The sequence below is a fragment of the Shigella flexneri 2a str. 301 genome (assembly GCF_000006925.2).
GTDB lineage: Bacteria > Pseudomonadota > Gammaproteobacteria > Enterobacterales > Enterobacteriaceae > ECMA0423.
Genome location: NC_004337.2, coordinates 2271055 through 2289426, shown reverse-complemented (window position 1 = coordinate 2289426; position 18372 = coordinate 2271055). Strand labels below are relative to the sequence as shown.

General features: G+C 50.8%; 17 protein-coding genes and 1 other annotated feature. Of the genes, 11 read left to right on the top strand and 6 right to left on the bottom strand.

The window, feature by feature from the left end; all coding sequences use genetic code 11:
* Positions 1–202: 202 nt before the first annotated feature.
* Positions 203–775 carry an elongation factor gene (gene yeiP / locus SF2258; protein NP_708070.5) on the bottom strand — a complete coding sequence of 191 codons (573 nt, stop codon included), beginning with the start codon at positions 773–775 and terminating at the stop codon, positions 203–205.
* 438 nt (positions 776–1213) lie between these two features.
* Positions 1214–1981: a mobile genetic element, on the top strand.
* On the opposite strand from yeiP, the gene insA reads away from it, so the two are divergent.
* Positions 1269–1544, top strand: coding sequence for an insertion element IS1 protein InsA (insA, locus tag SF2257; protein NP_708069.1), 276 nt, complete (start codon positions 1269–1271; stop codon positions 1542–1544). Its footprint overlaps the feature before it by 276 nt.
* The gene (insB, locus tag SF2256; RefSeq protein NP_708068.1) at positions 1571–1966 is read left to right on the top strand and encodes an insertion element IS1 protein InsB; all 396 of its coding nucleotides are present in this window, start codon (positions 1571–1573) and stop codon (positions 1964–1966) included. (Lies within the feature at positions 1214–1981.)
* On the opposite strand, the gene yeiO is transcribed toward insB, so the two are convergent.
* Complete coding sequence (yeiO, locus tag SF2255) at positions 1960–3138, bottom strand: sugar efflux transporter B (protein NP_708067.1); 1179 nt, start codon at positions 3136–3138, stop codon at positions 1960–1962. The genes insB and yeiO overlap by 7 nt on opposite strands.
* 367 nt (positions 3139–3505) lie before the next feature.
* On the opposite strand from yeiO, the gene fruB reads away from it, so the two are divergent.
* The 6 genes from fruB (at position 3506) to yeiM (ending at position 10917) form a co-directional block, all read left to right on the top strand.
* Complete coding sequence (fruB, locus tag SF2254) at positions 3506–4636, top strand: bifunctional PTS system fructose-specific transporter subunit IIA/HPr protein (protein NP_708066.1); 1131 nt, start codon at positions 3506–3508, stop codon at positions 4634–4636.
* Positions 4636–5574, top strand: a complete 939-nt coding sequence (gene fruK / locus SF2253) for a 1-phosphofructokinase (protein ID NP_708065.1) — start codon at positions 4636–4638, stop codon at positions 5572–5574. Before fruB ends, fruK begins: the two co-directional genes overlap by 1 nt.
* Before the next feature lie 16 nt (positions 5575–5590).
* Entirely contained in the window at positions 5591–7282 is a 1692-nt protein-coding gene (gene fruA, locus SF2252; RefSeq protein NP_708064.1) for a PTS system fructose-specific transporter subunit IIBC, read from the top strand.
* 423 nt (positions 7283–7705) lie between these two features.
* Positions 7706–8647, top strand: a complete 942-nt coding sequence (gene yeiC, locus SF2251) for a pseudouridine kinase (RefSeq protein ID NP_708063.1) — start codon at positions 7706–7708, stop codon at positions 8645–8647.
* Positions 8635–9573, top strand: coding sequence for a hypothetical protein (gene yeiN / locus SF2250; protein NP_708062.1), 939 nt, complete (start codon positions 8635–8637; stop codon positions 9571–9573). The genes yeiC and yeiN overlap by 13 nt, the downstream gene beginning before the upstream one ends.
* A gap of 93 nt (positions 9574–9666) precedes the next feature.
* Complete coding sequence (gene yeiM, locus SF2249) at positions 9667–10917, top strand: transport system permease (protein NP_708061.1); 1251 nt, start codon at positions 9667–9669, stop codon at positions 10915–10917.
* A 147-nt stretch (positions 10918–11064) separates the two neighbouring features.
* Here the strand turns inward: yeiM and yeiL are convergent, their stop codons facing one another.
* On the bottom strand, positions 11065–11643 hold the full coding sequence (yeiL, locus tag SF2248) for a DNA-binding transcriptional activator YeiL (RefSeq protein ID NP_708060.2): 579 nt from the start codon (positions 11641–11643) through the stop codon (positions 11065–11067).
* A 169-nt stretch (positions 11644–11812) separates the two neighbouring features.
* Between yeiL and rihB the strand changes: the two genes are divergently transcribed.
* Positions 11813–12754, top strand: a complete 942-nt coding sequence (gene rihB / locus SF2247; RefSeq protein ID NP_708059.1) for a ribonucleoside hydrolase 2 — start codon at positions 11813–11815, stop codon at positions 12752–12754.
* Between the two features lie 99 nt (positions 12755–12853).
* Positions 12854–14104, top strand: a complete 1251-nt coding sequence (yeiJ, locus tag SF2246; RefSeq protein NP_708058.1) for a transport system permease — start codon at positions 12854–12856, stop codon at positions 14102–14104.
* 55 nt (positions 14105–14159) lie between these two features.
* Here the strand turns inward: yeiJ and yeiI are convergent, their stop codons facing one another.
* From yeiI to yeiH, 3 genes are all read right to left on the bottom strand, one after another.
* A complete protein-coding gene (gene yeiI / locus SF2245) occupies positions 14160–15248 on the bottom strand; it encodes a kinase (RefSeq protein ID NP_708057.1) in 1089 nt (362 codons plus the stop codon).
* Between the two features lie 2 nt (positions 15249–15250).
* Positions 15251–16108 (bottom strand): endonuclease IV, encoded by an 858-nt coding sequence (nfo, locus tag SF2244; RefSeq protein ID NP_708056.1) that lies wholly within the window; start codon positions 16106–16108, stop codon positions 15251–15253.
* 73 nt (positions 16109–16181) lie between these two features.
* Positions 16182–17231 carry a hypothetical protein gene (yeiH, locus tag SF2243; protein ID NP_708055.1) on the bottom strand — a complete coding sequence of 350 codons (1050 nt, stop codon included), beginning with the start codon at positions 17229–17231 and terminating at the stop codon, positions 16182–16184.
* 98 nt (positions 17232–17329) lie between these two features.
* Here yeiH and yeiE point away from each other — a divergent pair, with 98 nt between their 5' ends.
* Entirely contained in the window at positions 17330–18211 is an 882-nt protein-coding gene (gene yeiE, locus SF2242; protein NP_708054.2) for a DNA-binding transcriptional regulator, read from the top strand.
* Positions 18212–18372: the final 161 nt, after the last annotated feature.

The window sequence follows — 18372 nt, the reverse complement described above, 5'->3', positions numbered from 1 at the left end:
GATAAATTAACAATGACAGTGTAAAGTTATATGACAGCAATTGAAATTGGTCTGGATTGTTAATGCGATGAAGTGTGAGGGCGATCAATCAACGAGTGAAAATTGAGGGCGTAAGGTGTTCAGGAAGCGCAAAATAGAAGATTGGTATAATAAATTAAAAAAGGGACAGCCTGAGCTATCCCTTTTCTGCATGCGGCTGAAGTTAGTCAGCACGCCCCATATAACGGCGTTCTTCGATATGGATACGAATTTTTTCGCCCGGGCTTAAGTATTCTGGTACCTGAATCACCAGACCAGTGCTCAATGTCGCCGGTTTGTTACGGGCGCTGGCAGATGCCCCTTTGATGCCTGGTGCGGTTTCAACGATTTCCAGATCAACGGTCTGCGGCAGCTCAAGCGCCAGCAGTTGACCGTCCCAGGTCAGCACCTGCATGTCCGGCATGCCGCCCTCTGGCATAAACAGCAACTCTTCTTCAATCTGATCTTTGGTGAAGGTATACGGGGTATAGTCTTCTTTATCCATAAAGACATATTCGTTGCCATCGACATAGGAGAAGTCAACGTAACGGCGGGTCAGCGTCACGGTGTCAACGATATCATCACCTTTGAAACGCTCTTCTACTTTCAGCCCGGTACGGACATCAGAAAAACGCATTTTGTACAGCGTAGCGGCACCGCGGGCAGTGGGCGACTGAATATCAATATCCTTAGCCAGCAGCAGTTTGCCGTTGTAATTCAGTACCATACCTTTTTTAATTTCGTTCGCTCTTGGCATCGAAAAATTCCTGTAGTCGAAAATGTCAAAAATATCGCGACAAAGTACTCGCGACGGGCCTTTCGGGCAAGTGGTATTCGCACTTTTGCTGGTGCAAAAAAGGTGGTACTGTGCGCGCTCATCAATCCGGTGGTTAACCTTAAGAGAACAACGTATGGAATGCCGTCCGGGTTGCGGGGCGTGTTGCACTGCCCCTTCAATTTCCAGCCCTATTCCCGGTATGCCAGATGGCAAGCCCGCCAATACGCCCTGCATTCAGCTTGATGAACAGCAACGCTGTAAAATTTTCACCTCGCCACTGCGACCGAAAGTCTGTGCAGGCTTACAAGCCAGCGCTGAAATGTGCGGTAACTCGCGTCAGCAGGCCATGACCTGGCTTATCGATCTGGAAATGCTGACCGCGCCTTAAACATCTTTAATCCGCAGTAAGCAAAACAGGGTAATGCTGCCAACTTACTGATTTAGTGTATGATGGTGATTTTAAGGTGCTTGCGTGGCTTCCATTTCCATCAGATGTCCTTCCTGCTCCGCTACTGAAGGCGTGGTGCGTAACGGCAAAAGCACTGCCGGACATCAGCGCTATCTCTGCTCTCATTGCCGTAAAACATGGCAACTACAGTTCACTTACACCGCCTCTCAGCCCGGTACGCACCAGAAAATCATTGATATGGTCATGAATGGCGTCGGATGTCGCGCCAGTGCACGCATTATGGGCGTTGGCCTCAACACGGTTTTACGTCACTTAAAAAACTCAGGCCGCAGTCGGTAACCTCGCGCATACAACCGGGCAGTGATGTGATTGTCTGCGCTGAAATGGACGAACATTGGGGCTACGTCGGTGCTAAATCACGTCAGCGCTGGCTGTTTTACGCGTATGACAGGATACGGAGGACGGTTGTGGCGCACGTCTTCGGTGAACGCACTCTGGCCACACTGGAGCGTCTTCTGAGCCTGCTGTCGGCCTTTGAGGTCGTGGTATGGATGACGGATGGCTGTCCGCTGTATGAATCACGCCTGAAGGGAAAGCTGCACGTTATCAGCAAGCGTTACACTCAGCGCATTGAACGACATAATCTGAATCTGAGACAACATCTGGCAAGGCTGGGACGGAAGTCACTGTCGTTCTCAAAATCGGTGGAGCTGCATGACAAGGTCATCGGGCATTATCTGAACATAAAACACTATCAGTAAGTTGGAGTCATTACCCAAAACAGAGTGGCGATAATCATCACCATCGCAAACCAGAACACAGCGTGATAATTCCAGATCTCGGCGACGATGCCCGCCACTGATCCTGCGATGATCCAGCCCACGCGCGACGTGTTGGTATAGAGCGTGGTGGCTGAACCTGCCTGACCGGGCATCAAATCCTGAAAATAGAGCATCCCGATGCCGCCCAGAATGCCAATAAAAATAGCATTTAGCAGCTGCAAGCCCAACAGAATGGCAGGTGAATGCGCCATCAGCATTCCTGCGTAAAAACAGACGCCACCCACGGCAGCAACGCGCATTAAGAAACGCTTACCCAGACGTTTGGCGAAATATCCGGCAATCAACATCGTCGGGATTTCCAGCCCGGCGGCGGTCCCCATCATCACACCGGCCAGTTTCTCGGGAAGATGCAGTTCGTTGATAATAAATAGCGGCATGTTGATGATGTACAGGCTGTTCGAGCCCCACATCAATGTACAAATGACAAACAGCAGTAGCGTATCGCGACGGTTACGGCGCGGCGCTTCAACCGTGCCGGTCGCCAGCGGAAGCTCTTTTTGCATCGACGGTAAAAACAGCCACACCATCACGCCGCAAACAATAAACGCTACCGCTGCGCTCAGATACATTACCGTAAAGCTGAAACCCATCGCTAACGCATAAGCCAGCGGTGGGCCAATGACCCATGCCAGTGAAACCTGAGCGCGTAAAAAAGAGCTGAACATCACCGCCTCACGTCCGGTTTTGTCGGCATGTTCACGGGCAAGGGCAAACATTTGCGGGTTAGCGGTCGAGCCAAAGCTGCTAAGAAAGACGCCAACGAATAGCAAAACAAAGTAGTTGCGATTCCAAGCAAAAAGGGTGCAGGCCAGCACGCCTAACAGGCAGCAAAAGACAATCAGCGATTTGCGATCGCCGCGCTTATCAGAGCGCCCAGCGAGAAACTGACTTACCAGAATCCCAATGACAGCGCTGCCGGTAAAGAAGAATCCCACCATCGCCGGACGGGCATGTACTTCATCGGTAAGGAAAATACTGAGTGTCGGGGTTTGCAGAGCACCCGCAATACCGGTGAGAAAGGCAACGATTAAAAACGCCGTCGAGGTCAGGTCAAACGATTTCGCGCTGGAGACTGCGGGGGAGTTATGCATGCTGGTCGATCACTGGAAGAGGAAGACGCGGAGTTTACGCTGCTTGTCAGAAAATAAACAGACAGCGAAATCAAAAGCGCCACGAATAATCAAAATGCCATTTCACTGTTGCTGATTGGCTGCTGACGCTGCTGAAATGAAATTGCTGATAACGGATTTTCCCATCAGCAATTAGGAAAAATGACAAAAAATTGTGCAGCACATCAAACTTTTGCTCATAACTTTACGGCTTTCCTTGCGTGCTGAAACAGAAGTATTATGCTTTCTTGAAACGTTTCAGCGCGATCTTGTCTTTAACCCTAAGCTAGGTTGGCGCTTTTTTTCTCATAGAGGCTGAATCGTTTCAATTCAGCAAGAGAGGAGAACTATGTTCCAGTTATCCGTACAGGACATCCATCCGGGCGAAAAGGCCGGAGACAAAGAAGAGGCGATTCGCCAGGTCGCTGCGGCGCTGGTGCAGGCCGGTAATGTAGCAGAAGGCTACGTCAATGGCATGCTGGCGCGCGAACAGCAAACCTCAACGTTCCTCGGCAATGGTATTGCTATTCCACACGGCACTACCGACACCCGCGATCAGGTGCTGAAAACCGGCGTTCAGGTATTTCAGTTCCCGGAAGGCGTCACCTGGGGTGACGGTCAGGTAGCGTACGTGGCAATCGGTATTGCTGCCAGCTCGGATAAACATCTGGGCCTGCTACGCCAGCTGACCCACGTACTGAGCGATGATTCCGTTGCTGAACAACTGAAGTCAGCAACAACAGCAGAAGAACTTCGCGCATTACTGATGGGCGAAAAGCAGAGTGAGCAGCTGAAGCTCGACAACGAAATGCTGACGCTGGATATCGTCGCCAGCGATCTGCTGACTCTTCAGGCGCTGAACGCTGCGCGTCTGAAAGAGGCGAGGGCAGTTGACGCCACTTTCGTCACCAAAGCCATCAATGAACAACCGCTGAATCTCGGACAGGGTATCTGGCTGAGCGATAGCGCCGAAGGCAATCTGCGTAGTGCGATTGCGGTAAGCCGTGCGGCAAATGCTTTTGATGTGGACGGCGAAACGGCAGCCATGCTGGTGAGTGTGGCGATGAATGACGATCAGCCCATCGCGGTTCTTAAGCGTCTCGCTGATTTGTTGCTCGACAATAAAGCTGACCGCTTGCTGAAAGCGGATGCGGCAACGTTGCTGGCGCTGCTGACCAGCGATGATGCGCCGACCGACGACGTGTTAAGCGCGGAGTTTGTGGTGCGCAATGAACACGGCCTGCATGCTCGTCCAGGTACCATGCTGGTCAATACCATTAAACAATTTAACAGTGATATTACCGTGACAAACCTTGATGGCACCGGCAAACCGGCAAACGGACGTAGTCTGATGAAAGTTGTGGCACTTGGCGTTAAGAAAGGTCATCGCCTACGCTTTACCGCCCAGGGTGCAGATGCTGAACAGGCGCTGAAAGCCATTGGCGACGCTATCGCTGCTGGTCTTGGGGAGGGCGCATAATGAGCAGACGTGTTGCTACGATCACCCTTAATCCGGCTTATGACCTTGTTGGTTTCTGCCCGGAAATTGAACGCGGCGAAGTGAACCTGGTGAAAACCACCGGTCTGCATGCGGCGGGTAAAGGCATCAACGTGGCCAAAGTATTAAAAGACCTGGGAATTGATGTCACCGTTGGCGGCTTCCTGGGTAAAGACAATCAGGATGGTTTTCAGCAACTGTTCAGCGAGCTGGGCATTGCCAACCGTTTCCAGGTTGTACAGGGGCGCACCCGAATTAACGTTAAGCTGACGGAAAAAGACGGCGAAGTGACCGACTTCAACTTCTCGGGTTTCGAAGTCACCCCCGCCGACTGGGAACGCTTTGTGACTGATTCTCTGAGCTGGCTCGGTCAGTTCGATATGGTCTGTGTCAGCGGAAGCTTACCGTCAGGCGTCAGCCCGGAAGCGTTCACCGACTGGATGACTCGCCTGCGTAGTCAGTGTCCTTGCATTATCTTTGATAGTAGCCGTGAAGCGTTAGTAGCAGGTTTGAAAGCGGCACCGTGGCTGGTGAAACCTAACCGCCGCGAGTTGGAAATCTGGGCAGGCCGTAAACTGCCTGAAATGAAAGATGTGATTGAAGCTGCACATGCGCTACGTGAACAAGGTATTGCGCATGTTGTTATTTCACTGGGTGCCGAAGGCGCGCTTTGGGTTAATGCCTCCGGCGAATGGATCGCTAAACCACCGTCAGTCGATGTCGTAAGCACCGTTGGCGCAGGGGATTCTATGGTTGGTGGCCTGATTTATGGCTTGCTGATGCGTGAATCCAGTGAACACACACTGCGTCTGGCGACAGCTGTTGCAGCCCTGGCGGTAAGTCAAAGCAATGTGGGTATTACCGATCGTCCGCAGTTGGCCGCAATGATGGCGCGCGTCGACTTACAACCTTTTAACTGACAGCAGGAGAGGCATAATGAAAACGCTGCTGATTATTGACGCTAATCTCGGTCAGGCACGCGCCTATATGGCGAAGACCCTGCTGGGCGCGGCGGCGCGAAAAGCAAAACTGGAAATCATCGACAATCCGAACGACGCAGAAATGGCGATTGTTCTCGGTGATTCCATCCCGAATGACAGCGCGCTGAACGGTAAAAATGTCTGGCTGGGTGATATTTCCCGGGCAGTTGCGCACCCTGAGCTGTTCCTGAGTGAAGCCAAAGGCCATGCGAAACCTTACACTGCGCCGGTCACTGCGACAGCACCGGTTGCCGCCAGCGGTCCGAAACGCGTAGTTGCGGTGACTGCTTGCCCGACTGGCGTAGCACACACCTTTATGGCGGCTGAAGCCATTGAAACCGAAGCGAAAAAACGTGGCTGGTGGGTGAAAGTTGAAACCCGTGGTTCTGTTGGCGCGGGTAATGCAATCACTCCCGAGGAAGTAGCCGCAGCGGATCTGGTGATTGTGGCGGCAGATATCGAAGTGGATCTGGCGAAATTTGCTGGTAAACCGATGTATCGTACCTCTACCGGTCTGGCGCTGAAGAAAACCTCGCAGGAACTGGATAAAGCGGTTGCTGAAGCAACGCCGTATGAACCGGCGGGCAAAGCTCAAACGGCGACCACTGAAGGTAAGAAAGAGAGTGCAGGCGCTTATCGTCACTTGCTAACGGGCGTCTCTTACATGCTGCCGATGGTCGTTGCTGGTGGTCTGTGTATCGCGCTTTCTTTTGCTTTTGGTATCGAAGCGTTTAAAGAGCCGGGTACGTTGGCAGCGGCGCTGATGCAGATTGGTGGTGGTTCAGCCTTTGCGCTGATGGTGCCGGTACTGGCAGGTTATATTGCCTTCTCCATTGCCGATCGTCCGGGCCTCACGCCGGGTCTGATTGGCGGTATGCTGGCGGTCAGCACCGGTTCTGGCTTCATTGGCGGTATTATTGCGGGCTTCCTGGCTGGTTACATTGCGAAGTTAATCAGTACGCAACTGAAACTGCCGCAGAGTATGGAGGCGCTGAAACCGATCCTGATCATTCCGCTAATTTCCAGTCTGGTGGTCGGTCTGGCGATGATCTACCTGATCGGTAAACCAGTTGCTGGCATTCTCGAAGGGCTGACTCACTGGCTGCAGACCATGGGGACTGCGAATGCGGTTCTGCTGGGGGCGATCCTCGGTGGCATGATGTGTACTGACATGGGCGGTCCGGTAAACAAAGCAGCGTACGCATTCGGTGTGGGTCTGCTGAGTACTCAAACCTATGGCCCGATGGCGGCGATTATGGCGGCAGGTATGGTGCCACCGCTGGCAATGGGCCTGGCAACAATGGTGGCGCGTCGCAAATTCGACAAAGCGCAGCAGGAAGGTGGCAAAGCCGCTCTGGTATTGGGACTGTGCTTCATTTCGGAAGGTGCAATTCCGTTTGCTGCTCGTGATCCGATGCGTGTGCTGCCGTGCTGTATCGTGGGTGGGGCGCTGACTGGCGCAATCTCAATGGCGATTGGTGCGAAACTGATGGCACCGCACGGTGGTCTGTTTGTTCTGCTGATCCCTGGCGCTATTACGCCGGTATTGGGTTACCTGGTAGCAATTATTGCCGGTACGCTGGTGGCGGGTTTGGCCTATGCCTTCCTGAAACGTCCGGAAGTGGACGCAGTAGCGAAAGCAGCGTAATAAAAGGTGTGTTACAGGGCAGAAATTTCCTGCCCTGTAACATTTGATGAGCGCAAAGAGAATGACCAGCTTGTGAATGTAATTTTATGAATTTAAATGGTTTTATCTTTCAGTAGAAACTTCAAACGTTCATCAAACACTAAGGTTATTTCCTCAAGGGCAGATTATTTTCTGCCCTTTTTTAGTGTTCCTGTTCTGTGCATCCCGTCACAAATTCCTCGCTTTTGTAATTCAGGCATTTAATCGCATTTTGTGAGCCTGCTCAAATCTGCCCATTTTGCCTCTCTGGCGGTAATTTACTTTACGTAAAACATGCATACTATGAGCACATGTTTAAATATGAACACATGTTTAAACCGTCTTTGCAGTATCTATATTCTTGTGGATTGACAGGGTTGGTAATTTTTTACCAGAGGACGTGCTATGCGCGAAAAGGATTATGTCGTAATTATAGGTTCGGCGAATATTGATGTCGCCGGATATTCACATGAATCATTAAATTATGCGGATTCAAATCCAGGTAAAATAAAATTTACGCCTGGTGGAGTAGGGCGCAATATTGCACAAAACCTGGCGTTGCTGGGTAACAAAGCCTGGCTACTGAGCGCCGTAGGCAGTGATTTTTATGGTCAATCGCTGCTAACGCAAACCAATCAATCTGGTGTTTATGTCGATAAATGCCTGATTGTGCCGGGAGAAAATACGTCGAGTTATTTATCATTACTCGATAATACCGGTGAAATGCTGGTTGCTATAAATGACATGAATATTAGCAACGCTATTACAGCTGAATATCTCGCACAGCACCGTGAATTTATTCAGAGGGCAAAGGTCATTGTCGCGGACTGTAATATCAGTGAAGAGGCACTGGCATGGATTCTGGATAATGCCGCCAACGTACCCGTATTTGTCGATCCGGTTTCAGCGTGGAAATGTGTCAAAGTGCGCGACCGTCTAAATCAGAACCACACTCTGAAGCCAAACCGCCTTGAAGCGGAAACCCTGAGTGGGATTGCGCTGTCAGGGCGTGACGATGTGGCAAAAGTTGCTGCCTGGTTCCATCAACATGGCCTGAACCGACTGGTATTGAGCATGGGCGGCGACGGCGTTTATTACAGCGATATCAGCGGTGAAAATGGCTGGTCTGCGCCGATCAAAACCAATGTTATTAATGTTACCGGAGCGGGCGATGCCATGATGGCGGGACTTGCTTCGTGTTGGGTAGACGGAATGCCGTTTGCCGAATCTGTTCGTTTCGCACAGGGATGTTCGTCAATGGCGCTCTCCTGTGAATACACCAATAACCCCGATTTATCGATTGCCAACGTTATATCGTTAGTGGAGAACGCAGAATGTCTGAATTAAAAATTTCCCCTGAATTATTACAAATTTCTCCGGAAGTGCAGGACGCTTTAAAAAACAAAAAACCGGTTGTGGCGCTGGAATCGACCATTATTTCTCACGGGATGCCGTTCCCACAAAATGCCCAGACCGCAATTGAAGTAGAAGAAACTATTCGTAAACAGGGCGCAGTACCTGCCACTATCGCCATTATTGGCGGCGTGATGAAAGTGGGTTTAAGCAAAGAAAAAATTGAATTACTGGGTCGTGAAGGGCATAACGTGACCAAAGTTAGTCGTCGCGATTTACCTTTTGTTGTTGCCGCCGGAAAAAATGGCGCAACCACTGTGGCTTCAACGATGATTATTGCGGCGCTTGCCGGAATTAAAGTATTTGCCACCGGGGGAATTGGTGGTGTGCATCGCGGGGCGGAACATACCTTCGATATTTCTGCCGATTTGCAAGAACTGGCAAATACTAATGTCACCGTTGTTTGTGCCGGGGCGAAATCTATTCTCGATTTAGGATTAACCACTGAGTATTTAGAAACCTTCGGTGTGCCGTTAATTGGCTATCAGACTAAAGCGCTGCCTGCGTTTTTCTGCCGTACCAGCTCGTTTGACGTCAGCATTCGTCTCGACAGCGCCAGTGAAATTGCCCGTGCAATGGCGGTGAAATGGCAAAGCGGGCTGAACGGTGGCCTCGTGGTAGCGAACCCGATCCCGGAACAGTTTGCGATGCCGGAGGAATCTATCAATGCAGCCATAGATCAAGCCGTCGCCGAAGCCGAAGAGCAGGGCGTTATTGGTAAAGAAAGTACACCGTTCCTGCTGGCGCGCGTTGCTGAGCTGACCAGCGGTGACAGCCTGAAATCCAATATCCAGCTGGTGTTCAACAACGCCATTCTGGCGAGTGAAATTGCCAAAGAATACCAGCGTCTCGCGGGTTAATTTCTGACGGGCAGAAAGCCGTCGCCCGTACTCATCAAGCATACCAAAACCTGGCGCTGACGCCGGGTTTACTGGCATGAAGGGAAAATCATTATGGATATAATGAGAAGTGTTGTGGGGATGGTGGTGTTACTGGCAATAGCATTTCTGTTGTCAGTGAATAAAAAGAGCATCAGTTTGCGCACGGTTGGAGCCGCACTGCTGCTGCAAATCGCTATTGGTGGCATCATGCTCTACTTCCCACCGGGAAAATGGGCAGTAGAACAGGCGGCATTAGGCGTTCATAAAGTGATGTCTTACAGTGATGCCGGTAGCGCCTTCATTTTTGGTTCGCTGGTTGGGCCGAAAATGGATGTCCTGTTTGACGGTGCGGGTTTTATCTTCGCCTTTCGCGTACTTCCGGCGATTATTTTCGTTACTGCGCTCATCAGTCTGCTGTACTACATTGGCGTGATGGGGCTGCTGATTCGCATCCTTGGCAGCATTTTCCAGAAAGCCCTCAACATCAGCAAAATCGAATCTTTTGTTGCGGTTACCACTATTTTCCTCGGGCAAAATGAGATCCCGGCGATCGTTAAACCGTTTATCGATCGCGTGAATCGCAACGAGTTGTTTACCGCAATTTGTAGCGGGATGGCGTCCATTGCTGGTTCGGTGATGATTGGTTATGCCGGAATGGGCGTACCAATTGACTACCTGTTAGCGGCATCGCTGATGGCGATCCCCGGCGGTATTTTGTTTGCACGTATTCTTAGCCCGGCAACCGAGCCTTCGCAGGTCACATTTGAAAATCTGTCGTTCAGCGAAACGCCGCCAAAAAGCTTTATCGAAGCGGCGGCGAGCGGTGCGATGACCGGGCTGAAAATCGCCGCTGGTGTAGCGACGGTGGTAATGGCGTTTGTCGCAATTATTGCGCTGATCAACGGCATTATCGGCGGAATTGGCGGCTGGTTTGGTTTCGCCAATGCCTCTCTGGAAAGTATTTTTGGCTATGTGCTGGCACCGCTGGCGTGGATCATGGGTGTGGACTGGAGTGATGCCAACCTTGCTGGTAGCCTGATTGGGCAGAAACTGGCGATTAACGAATTCGTCGCTTACCTGAGTTTCTCCCCATACCTGCAAACGGGCGGCACGCTGGAAGTGAAAACCGTGGCGATTATATCCTTTGCGCTTTGTGGTTTTGCTAACTTTGGTTCTATCGGTGTTGTCGTTGGCGCATTTTCGGCTATTTCGCCAAAACGTGCTCCAGAAATCGCCCAGCTTGGTTTACGGGCGCTGGCAGCAGCAACGCTTTCCAACCTGATGAGTGCGACTATTGCCGGGTTCTTTATTGGTCTGGCGTAATGCTCGATTTGTAGACCGGATAAAACGTATTAAGCGTTGCATCCGGCAATCGCGCTATTGCAAATAATTTTTACTGCATCATCCCGGAGAATTTATTCTCCGGGTCCATCTCCAGCGCCAGTCCTGACAACTGCTTTCTGTTTTTAATTAGATATCCTTTCTTTTAATTAATAAACCGTCGTGAATGAATTGCGCGAGAACATATAAAAGATGTCGATAAGAAACGCCTAAATACTCTGCCGCTTGCGTATGCTTTTCGTGATAAAGATCACCTTCTTGTGAGAGTAATATAAATGCTGCCAGGCGATTCACTAACGGAAATGATTGATTCTGAGTTAAAGAAACAATATTACGATAATTTTTATGACTTAAGGTGACGCAAAGTTTTCGTAAAAATAGGGTGTCGTTTAATAACAGCGGACGGTAATGTTTCATAGGGAGCGCAAGGCACCAACACTCTTCAATAGCCTGCACCGCACGCGGTTCATGGTCTTTGTCGATTAACTCAATCTCGCCAATAAAACAGGGAGCGGCAAAGAAATCGATCAGCGACACGCGACCATTGGCAAGCGTGGCGTAAAGCCTGGCGCGGCCTCGCGTCAGATAAAACAGCCATGACGGCTGTTGCCCTTCCTGCACAATGTAGTCACGCGCTAAAAAATGAAACAGCCGCGTATCGGCTGAAACATCCGTTGAAAAGCAATCCTTAAACGCAGATTCACTCATCAATTGCTGCTTAAGGTCATTATTGTGGATTTCTTTCACGATGTTTATCCGCTATGAGATTTCTCATATTTAGCATACGTACGCTGTTGTTAAGATTCAATCATTGGCCCGGTCGAATTTTCTTTGCTGTAGAAAAAAATAACGCAACTGGAAACAGAGGAAATAAACAATGGAAAAGAGAAAAATTATTCTGGATTGTGAGCCGGGTCATGATGATGCTATTGCAATGATGATGGCAGCGAAACATCCGGCAATAGATTTATTAGGCATCACTATTGTAGCGGGTAATCAGACGCTTGATAAAACATTAATTAATGGCCTGAATGTTTGCCAGAAACTGGAGATTAATGTTCCGGTTTATGCGGGGATGCCGCAACCCATTATGCGTAAACAAATCGTTGCCGATAATATTCACGGTGAAACCGGACTGGATGGCCCGGTATTCGAGCCGCTGACCCGCCAGGCAGAAAGTACCCATGCGGTGAAATATATCATCGATACCCTGATGGCAAGCGATGGCGATATCACTCTGGTGCCGGTTGGTCCGCTTTCAAATATCGCGGTGGCAATGCGTATGCAACCCGCAATCCTGCCCAAAATCCGTGAAATTGTGCTAATGGGCGGCGCTTACGGTACAGGCAACTTCACCCCATCTGCCGAGTTCAATATCTTTGCCGACCCGGAAGCCGCCCGCGTGGTGTTCACCTCCGGCGTTCCATTAGTGATGATGGGCCTCGATCTTACCAACCAGACCGTTTGCACCCCGGATGTAATTGCTCGGATGGAAAGGGTAGGCGGCCCTGCCGGAGAGCTGTTCAGCGACATCATGAACTTCACTCTCAAAACGCAGTTCGAATACTACGGCCTGGCTGGCGGCCCGGTGCATGACGCCACCTGCATTGGTTATCTGATCAACCCTGATGGCATTAAAACCCAGGATATGTACGTCGAAGTGGACGTCAACAGCGGCCCTTGCTACGGGCGTACGGTCTGCGACGAACTGGGCGTTCTTGGCAAGCCCGCTAATACCAAAGTCGGCATCACTATTGATACCGACTGGTTCTGGGGCTTAGTCGAAGAGTGCGTGCGCGGCTACATCAAAACCCATTAAGTGTTGATAACAAGCCGGGACAGTATCGCAAGATGCAGGCCCGGCTATTTCTGATGGGCAGAAAGCCGTCGCCCAAAATGACATGAAGAGATAATCACTATGGATGTCATGAGAAGTGTTCTGGGAATGGTGGTACTGCTGGCAATTGCGTTTTTACTGTCAGTAAACAAGAAGAAGATCAGCCTGCGTACCGTTGGCGCGGCGTTAGTGTTACAGGTCGTGATTGGCGGGATTATGCTTTGGTTACCGCCAGGGCGTTGGGTCGCAGAAAAAGTCGCTTTTGGCGTCCACAAAGTGATGGCGTACAGCGACGCAGGTAGCGCATTTATCTTCGGTTCTCTGGTCGGACCGAAAATGGATACCTTATTTGATGGCGCAGGATTTATCTTTGGTTTCAGGGTATTACCGGCAATTATCTTCGTCACTGCACTGGTGAGTATTCTCTACTACATCGGTGTGATGGGGATCTTAATTCGCATTCTCGGCGGTATCTTCCAGAAAGCTTTAAATATCAGCAAGATCGAGTCATTCGTCGCGGTCACCACCATTTTCCTCGGGCAAAACGAAATTCCGGCGATCGTCAAACCCTTTATCGATCGTCTGAATCGCAATGAATTATTTACAGCGATTTGTAGTGGCATGGCCTCGATTGCTGGTTCGACAATGATTGGTTACGCCGCACTGGGCGTACCTGTGGAATATTTGCTGGCGGCATCGTTAATGGCGATCCCTGGCGGGATCTTGTTTGCCCGCCTGTTAAGCCCGGCTACGGAATCTTCGCAGGTTTCTTTTAATAACCTCTCTTTCACCGAAACACCGCCAAAAAGCATTATTGAAGCCGATGCGACAGGGGCAATGACCGGGCTGAAAATCGCCGCCGGTGTAGCGACAGTTGTTATGGCATTTGTCGCCATCATTGCGTTAATTAACGGTATTATCGGCGGCGTTGGCGGCTGGTTTGGTTTTGAACATGCCTCGCTGGAGTCCATTTTAGGTTACCTGCTGGCCCCACTTGCGTGGGTAATGGGTGTTGACTGGAGTGATGCAAATCTTGCCGGGAGTTTGATTGGACAGAAACTGGCAATAAATGAATTTGTCGCTTATCTCAATTTCTCACCCTATCTGCAAACGGCTGGCACTCTGGATGCTAAAACCGTGGCGATTATTTCCTTCGCGTTGTGCGGTTTCGCTAACTTTGGTTCTATCGGGGTGGTGGTGGGGGCGTTTTCTGCGGTTGCGCCACACCGTGCGCCGGAAATCGCCCAGCTTGGTTTACGCGCGCTGGCGGCGGCGACACTTTCTAATCTGATGAGTGCCACCATTGCCGGGTTCTTTATTGGTTTAGCGTAGTGTGCAATTTATGAGCCGGATTAGATGCGGTCAAGCGTCGAATCCGGCAACATTGTTACACCATTGGCACTAATGACAGCGCGTTATCGGCAGACAGGGTAGGGTTGTTTAAGCTGCCGCTGGCGCGTGAAATTGCCGCGCAGGCCATCGCAAAACGGGCGCTGTCACGGAAATTGTTTCCCTCCAGAAAGCTATATACCAGACCCGCCATAAAACCATCGTCAGCACCAAAACTGTCTACCGTCGTATGCGCTGGCACAGTCAGCAAAAATTGTTCACCATCCTTTTCGCTGCAATAAACTGACTCATCGGGCAAATAAACAAACAGTTGCTGAACACCTTGCTGATGCAATGCATTCACTGCGGCATTACGGTCAGCATCGCTGGTGATCGCCTGTCCCCATAAAATTTCCAGCTCCGGTAAAGTGGGTTTCAGGGTGTGAATATGCGCCAGCCAGTGTTTGATTTTGCCCGCTTTGAATTCTGAAACGGTATCGACAAACACCGGGATCTCATCAGCGAGGGTAAAGACCCATTCCAGCGCCTCGGCTGTCAGGTTGCAATCAGCCAGTACCACGCCCGCATGACGAAGTAAATCGCGCGACCCGTTCAGTAGTTGCGGTGTCAACTGTTCCAGCAGATGGGTATCGTTAATTGCCAGCACGGTTTGATCGTCTCGATTGGCAATTGCCAGATACGTCGATGTGCTTTGACCATGCAAACGAACGCAGCCGGAGACATTCACGCCGGCACGGCGCGTTTCTTCCAGGAGCATTTCGCCATAAAAGTCATCGCCAATCACTGAAAGCAAATGGACGTCACGGCCTAACAGCGCCAGATTGTGGGCGATATTGCGTCCAACGCCGCCTGCCGAACAATGAATTGTACCGGGATGAGAAGCCGCTTGCGGGTAATGGATATCCGCCATCCCGCGAATATCCATATTGATTGTCCCCACCACTACGCAGTATTCCTGCTCGGTGAGAATGTAACCTTTGTCTTTAATCCGGCCTTTGCGCATTAAATCCATAATATGCGCCGCAACGCGCGAACGACTGATTTGCAGCATGTCCGCAATTTCGTTCTGCTGAATCAGCGGGTTACGCCGTAAAATTGCAAGGATCTCCTTTTCCCGGTTATTCATCTTCAGGCTACCGCTTTTTCAGTTTGTTGCGCTTTCAGCCAGGCGATCTCTTCTGCCCAGATATCCGGGTTGATGGTTTCAAGGATCAGCGGAATGCCGTCGAAACGGTCGTTCTGCATAATCCAGCGGAACGCATCATGACCGATATTGCCTTCACCGAGGCTATGATGGCGGTCAACGCGGCTGCCAAAGGTACTTTTCGCATCGTTAAGGTGCATCCCGCGCAAATACTTAAAGCCGACAATACGGGCAAAATCAGCGAACGTTTTTTCGCATTCGGCTGGAGTACGCAAATCATACCCGGCAGCGAAAGCATGGCAGGTATCAATGCAGACGCCGACGCGGGATTTATCTTCCACGCCGTCGATAATCGCCGCGAGATGTTCGAATTTAAACCCTAAGTTACTGCCCTGACCGGCGGTGTTTTCAATCACCGCTGTTACACCTTGAGTTTTATCCAGCGCAATGTTGATGGATTCGGCAATACGCGCAAGGCAATCCTCTTCTGAAATCTGCATCAGATGGCTGCCAGGGTGGAAGTTGAGCAAAGAAAGCCCCAGTTGTTCGCAACGCTGCATTTCATCTATAAAGGCATCGCGCGATTTTTCCAGAGCTTCAGTGACCGGATGTCCGAGGTTGATCAGATAACTGTCGTGGGGAAGAATTTGCGCCGATGTGTAGTGATATTTTTCACAGGCGGCTTTGAATTCATCGATGGTTTGCGTCGTGAGCGGTGCGGCACGCCACTGACGTTGGTTTTTGGTGAACAAGGCAAACGCGGTTGCGTCGATTTCGGCGGCGCGAATTGCGGCATTTGCCAGACCGCCAGCAGCACTAACGTGCGCTCCAATGTATTTCATGCGAGGACTCCTGTTAAACCCGCTGGAGGAAAACGGTAATGATAGCGGGTTAACAGGAGCAAGAAGTAGTGGTTTATGCGATGACGCTTTGAATCACATAGTTAATCGCACCACCACCAACAATCAGCCAGGCAAACAGTACCAGTGCCATCAGCAGAGGTTTCGCCCCAGCTTTTTTCAGCGCGCTGACGTGAGTGGTCAGACCCAGCGCCGCCATCGCCATTGCCAGCAGGAAGGTATCCAGCGTTACCAGCATGTTCACCACGCTCTGCGGTAACAGGTGGAACGAGTTAAAGATGGCAACTACGATGAACAAGATGGCAAACCACGGAATAGTGATTTTGCTTTTCTCGCCGCTGTTCGCCCCAGACAGCTGTTTAACACGCGCCGCCAGCAGGATGAGGAACGGAGCCAGCATCATCACGCGCAGCATTTTGGAAATAACTGCTGCGTTTTCTGCATCCGGGCTGATGGCATGACCTGCCGCCACCACCTGCGCCACTTCGTGCACAGTAGAACCAATGTAGATACCGAAAGTTTCCGGACTAAACCATTGAGACATCAGCGGATATATCGCCGGGTAGAGGAAAATCGCGACGGTCCCGAAGATAACAACGGTTGCAACAGCCACGGTTACTTTACTGGCTTCCGCTTTCACTACCGGCTCAGTCGCCAGTACCGCGGCAGCACCACAGATACTGCTACCGGCACCGATCAACCAACTGGTGTGCTTATCCAGACCAAACACTTTCTGCCCCAGGAAGCAAGCCAGCAGGAAGGTACTGGACAGCGTCAGCACGTCAATGATGATCCCACTGATACCGACATCGGCAATTTGCGAGAACGTCAGACGGAAGCCATAAAGAATGATACCCAGACGTAATAAATATTGCTTGGCAAACAGCACACCACCGTCACAGCTTTTCCAGATGTGCGGATAGATGGTGTTGCCTAAAACCATCCCCAACAAGATTGCGAGGGTGAGGGCACTAAACCCGGCACCCGCAACCGCGGGAATGGAACCACCCCACAGGGCGACCCCGGTGATAACTGCACTCAGGGCTAACCCCGGAATAAAATGCCACAGTGTACGATGTTGTTTCTGTAAGGTGATATTCGTCATAACCCTCTCCTTTAACCGGGCATAAGGTTACGACTAACTGGTTTAAAAATAAAATTGATTATATATTTATAATTAATCTTTATAAGTGGTAAGCGACTATGCACATCACCCTCCGGCAGTTGGAAGTTTTTGCAGAAGTATTGAAAAGTGGATCAACCACCCAGGCGTCGGTGATGCTGGCGTTGTCGCAATCAGCAGTGAGCGCAGCCTTGACTGACCTGGAAGGGCAGCTTGGCGTTCAACTGTTTGATCGCGTGGGGAAAAGACTGGTTGTTAATGAACACGGGCGGCTGCTCTATCCGCGAGCGTTGGCACTGCTTGAACAGGCGGTTGAAATCGAACAACTGTTTCGCGAAGACAACGGCGCGATTCGTATCTATGCCAGTAGTACCATCGGTAACTACATTCTGCCTGCAGTTATCGCCCGTTATCGCCATGATTATCCGCAGTTGCCGATTGAACTTAGCGTTGGGAACAGCCAGGACGTGATGCAAGCGGTGCTGGATTTCCGCGTTGATATTGGCTTTATTGAAGGACCGTGCCACAGCACTGAAATCATTTCTGAACCGTGGCTGGAAGACGAGCTGGTGGTTTTCGCCGCGCCGACTTCGCCGTTGGCTCGTGGTCCGGTCACCTTAGAACAGCTGGCCGCTGCGCCGTGGATCCTGCGTGAACGCGGTTCCGGCACGCGGGATATTGTCGATTATCTGTTGCTGTCACATTTACCGAAGTTTGAGATGGCGATGGAATTAGGTAACTCCGAGGCAATCAAACATGCGGTGCGTCATGGGTTGGGAATTAGTTGCCTGTCGCGACGTGTGATTGAAGATCAATTGCAGGCAGGCACATTAAGTGAAGTTGCGGTCCCTCTGCCGCGCCTGATGCGTACGTTGTGGCGTATACATCATCGGCAAAAACACCTTTCCAACGCGCTACGGCGCTTTCTGGACTATTGCGATCCCGCAAATGTGCCGCGTTAAGTTGCTGTACAAGAACATGCTGGTGCTGTGTCGATTTCGTGACGCAGCGCCTTCAGCATGCATTCGCCAGAAAAGAGATTGGCTGCTTTACTTATAATCCCTGGGCGATCATGAAGGTGTCTTATAACCGTGTATTTCTGCCGGAAGGATTGCCAATCGTC